The sequence below is a fragment of the Bacillus sp. 05T31 genome (assembly GCF_056396725.1).
In genome coordinates this window covers 1-3,846 of record NZ_JBFTMA010000409.1, presented here as the reverse complement: position 1 = coordinate 3,846, position 3,846 = coordinate 1, and the positions used below count along the sequence as shown (strand labels likewise).

The following is a 3,846-nucleotide window of genomic DNA, read 5'->3' as shown; positions in this document are numbered from 1 at the left end:
GGACTATAGAGAAAATAGTATACTCCGCCGCAAACTACAGCAGACAGTGAAGCCATAACCATTATTTTTTTTATCATATTGTTCCTCCGTAATTACTTCATGTGAACTACCCACCACTTAGTCTCTCTTGCGAGCTTACTTGAAGTGGGAGCTTCTCGGTTAAAATGGTCCCCCATATTCTATTATCAAGTAATAAAAAAAAATCGCAACAATTTGTTGCGAAAAATCACATTTTTTCTTTTCTATATATACATACTTGATTTTTTCCATTTTTTTTCGCTTCATATAACGCAATATCCGCTCTTTGCATTAACTCTTCTCTTGTAATCCCTTGCTCATATAACGCAACTCCAAAACTCGCTGTTAATTTCGAAATTCCAGAGAAATGCTTTGTTTCAATGAAAAATCGCAATGATTCCGCAACTTGAAACGCTTCTTTTTCTACCGTATTTGTCACTAATATTATAAATTCCTCTCCTCCCCATCTTGCAAATACATGTTGATCTTCAACTTTAGATTTCATAAGATCTGCAAGTTGTACTAATGCTAAATCGCCAAAATCATGACCATATGTGTCATTTACTGATTTAAAATTATCTATATCAAACAAAATAAGTGCAACTTTTTCATCATTACGTAATACATTCTCCCACTCTGTCTCCAATATTTGTTGGAATTTCAAGCGATTATATATTTCTGTCAATGAATCTATCATAGCCAATCTTTCTTGCTCTTGATAGATTTCATCTAATTCTGTAATCTCTGTGCATTTTACTATAAATCGCGATAAGTCTTCTGGTAATGGTGTCGCACGTAATAGAAAAGTAAATGCTTCTCCTTCATAATTGTACATTTTAATTCTTCTTCCATTTGATAAAGTATCATCCAGCCATGTTATATCGTGAGTCGTCGAATAATATCCGTTCTCTCTAATAAGATGTTCTGCAAACACTAAATGTTGTTCACGATACGTAAATAAATTATCATGTCCGAAGAATTGTAAAAAATTCGTATTACAATCAACAATCTCATCATCTTCTACTATAAATAATAAATCATTTTGAAAATCAAACATCGTTTGAAGCAATTCTTGTTGTAAACCTACTTGCCGCACTAAAGAAAGTTGATATAAACTCTTATTCACTTCCTCTAGTACCACTTGTGGAGTTACTGGTGCTATAACAATATTACGTATTCCTAACAGTAGTAAATCTGCAAACTGATTGTCTATCTGTTGATCCCAAATGATAATGAATGTGCTCTGTGAATTATATATATTCTTTATATATTTTATTTGAGCACAATCTGTTACATACATAATTACAATATGTGGTCTAGTTCTATGAAACAATATTTCTCCTTCTTCAAAACTATTTGCTATAAACATACATTTTGGATGGACGTTTTCTATCGTTTGTTGATGTGTACATCCATCTTCTATATAAAGGACATTCAACTGAAGATCTTGTAATACATTTTGGAAAACAGTATTCTCTAATAAAAAATGTAGTATGTTCATCACTAGTCTTCACTCACTTCATATATCTTGTTCTACTGAATTCCTCACAATCATTTTATAAAGAATTGTGAGGAACTCATATTAACAAGCTAATTGAGAATGTTATCTTCACTTATCTGCTCTGGAAATTCCTTTTTTAGTGTATGATTATATGAATTGTATCGTTTGTATGAATGCCCTGCCTTACTATTTAAAACTTGACAATTAAAATAAAGGTATTATATTCTTAAATTCAATAACTTACAAAATGTAAGTAGAGTATATTACATTTATTTTATATTAAGTTGATATGTAATTTGGAGGATATATAATGACAAACAATGACTTTTTTAACGTTTTATATGAACGCACATCTACACGTGCATTCAACCCTGAAAAAGAAATTTCATCTACAGAGTTACATGAAATTTTAAAAGCAGCTGCGCAAGCACCTTCTGCTTGGAACTTGCAACACTGGAAATTCCTTGTTTTCCAAGGCGAAGATGTACAAAAACGATTACACCCAATTGCTTATAACCAACAACAAATTCTTGATGCTTCTGCCGTAGTCGCTATTTTAGGTGATTTAGAGGCATATAAAAATGTTGAACCTGTTTACGGTCCAATTGTAGAACAAGGATTTATGAATGAAGAAGCAAAAGAGCGCTTAGCTAAAAATATTGAATCTGCATATACTCGGGAGCAATACCCACGAGATGCTGCCTTTTCAAATGCTGCTTTAGCAGCAATGCAACTTATGCTTGCTGCTAAAGCAACTGGCTGGGATACTTGCGCTATTGGTGGCTTCAATCCACAGGCATTAATGGAAGAATTCAATGTTTCATCTCGTTACGTACCAATTATGCTTATTACAATTGGTGAATCCACTTTAAAAGGTCACCCTGCACCGCGCATGAGCGTAGAACAAGTGAGTGAATGGGCAAAATAATAAAAAAACGAAGGTAATTTCATTACCTTCGTTTTTTTATTTTCCTGTCACACATCCGTAATATTACAATGTATTATTCGACATCTACACATAGAAAAATCGTAATTTTCATGCTATCCCCATAATCAAATATGACGTTTTGTGTCGAAATTTGTTAAAGTATCGGAATATAACCGTGTATTTTTGTTACAATTGTGATACAATGATAACAAATAGATAACAAGAGAGGGATTTTCATTGAGTTCATACGGAAGCTTTATCGCACTTTTAAGTTACATAGTAACTGTACTACTGCTATATTTTATTGGCGATGCTGCAAACATATCAGTGTTACAATTCCCTAAAGAAGAAGCGTTACAATTAGAAGCAGAAAAACATACTGCACGATCCATTGCACCACTACTCTTAGCTCTTCCTGTATATATCATCGTTTTATATAAAAGTAAAAAAGTGTAAAGGCTACCTATTTCATTCATTTCGGTGGTCTTTACATTTTTTTGTGACATTTCCCCTATTTTCAACATCATTCCATACTAAATACCCATCTAGTCATTTAAAATGAGAAAATMCCCTAGAAAAATTTCCATTATCTGTCCAGTCACYRACTRCCGAACTTACATAGATTATAAGTGTGAAGGGGGTGATGAGGATTATGTTTGGATCATTTGGATGCTGTGATAACTTTAGAGAATGCCATCATCGTGAAAGAGAGTGTGACCATCGCGAGAAAGAGAGAGAAAGAGAAAGAGAAGAAGTTAGACCACAACAACATGCTGTATGTAACGTCCTTAGAAACATTTCAGTTGGAACAGAAATTTCTTTCTTGAAAATTAGAGGAAATGGAACTTTTCACAATGTTGTATTTGAAGGATTTGCTAATGGTGTTGCTTTATTCTCTGCTTTAGCAATGCAACAAGGTCAAGGTCAACAACAAGGTGGAAAAGATAATCAAGGAAATAGAGATACTTTTACAGGTATTTTACGTGTTTGCCCAACTGATGTCATTGCAATCGCTATCTAATTCTCTATAGAACTAAAATAAAATGTAATTTTCTCATAGAAAAAACCTGAGACCGATTTCAAATCGACTCAGGTTTTTTTACTATTATATGCTTTTAACTAATTCAACAACTTCTTCAGCAGTTGACATTGTTAATGCTTTTTCTGCTAATGTTTCCATTTCTGCTTTTGACAACTTGCTTAGTTGTGTTCTTGCAGGAAGAATAGATGTTGCACTCATACTGAACTCATCTAAACCTAAGCCCAATAATAATGGGATAGCAAGTGAATCTCCCGCCATCTCACCACACATACCAGCCCATTTGCCTTCTTTATGAGCAGCATCGATAACCATTTTGACAAGACGTAAAATAGATGGGTTATATGGTTGGTATAAGTA

The 3,846-nt window shown here is 33.4% G+C and carries 5 protein-coding genes; 3 read left to right on the top strand and 2 right to left on the bottom strand.

Features of this window, described 5'->3' with window-relative positions:
• Positions 1 to 226: 226 nt before the first annotated feature.
• The gene (locus tag AC1DJR_RS20580; RefSeq protein WP_002192617.1) at positions 227 to 1,519 is read right to left on the bottom strand and encodes a GGDEF domain-containing protein; all 1,293 of its coding nucleotides are present in this window, start codon (positions 1,517 to 1,519) and stop codon (positions 227 to 229) included.
• Between the two features lie 310 nt (positions 1,520 to 1,829).
• Between AC1DJR_RS20580 and AC1DJR_RS20575 the strand changes: the two genes are divergently transcribed.
• The 3 genes from AC1DJR_RS20575 (at position 1,830) to AC1DJR_RS20565 (ending at position 3,468) form a co-directional block, all read left to right on the top strand.
• Positions 1,830 to 2,447: a nitroreductase family protein gene (locus AC1DJR_RS20575; RefSeq protein ID WP_002192616.1), complete on the top strand. Its 618-nt coding sequence runs from the start codon at positions 1,830 to 1,832 to the stop codon at positions 2,445 to 2,447.
• Positions 2,448 to 2,684: 237 nt separating this feature from the next.
• Positions 2,685 to 2,903, top strand: a complete 219-nt coding sequence (locus AC1DJR_RS20570; RefSeq protein ID WP_002088422.1) for a hypothetical protein — start codon at positions 2,685 to 2,687, stop codon at positions 2,901 to 2,903.
• 196 nt (positions 2,904 to 3,099) lie between these two features.
• On the top strand, positions 3,100 to 3,468 hold the full coding sequence (locus AC1DJR_RS20565; RefSeq protein WP_477003384.1) for a DUF3915 family protein: 369 nt from the start codon (positions 3,100 to 3,102) through the stop codon (positions 3,466 to 3,468).
• Positions 3,469 to 3,552: 84 nt separating this feature from the next.
• Here AC1DJR_RS20565 and AC1DJR_RS20560 read toward each other — a convergent pair.
• The coding region (locus AC1DJR_RS20560) for a putative PEP-binding protein (RefSeq protein ID WP_477003383.1) at positions 3,553 to 3,846 on the bottom strand (294 nt) is incomplete at its 5' end.

Bases quoted from the DNA above. Each gene is read 5' to 3' on its own strand.
- AC1DJR_RS20565 (WP_477003384.1), top strand. From the start codon at position 3,100: ATGTTTGGATCATTTGGATGCTGTGATAACTTTAGAGAATGCCATCAT.
- AC1DJR_RS20575 (WP_002192616.1), top strand. From the start codon at position 1,830: ATGACAAACAATGACTTTTTTAACGTTTTATATGAACGCACATCTACA.
- AC1DJR_RS20580 (WP_002192617.1), bottom strand. From the start codon at position 1,519: ATGAACATACTACATTTTTTATTAGAGAATACTGTTTTCCAAAATGTA.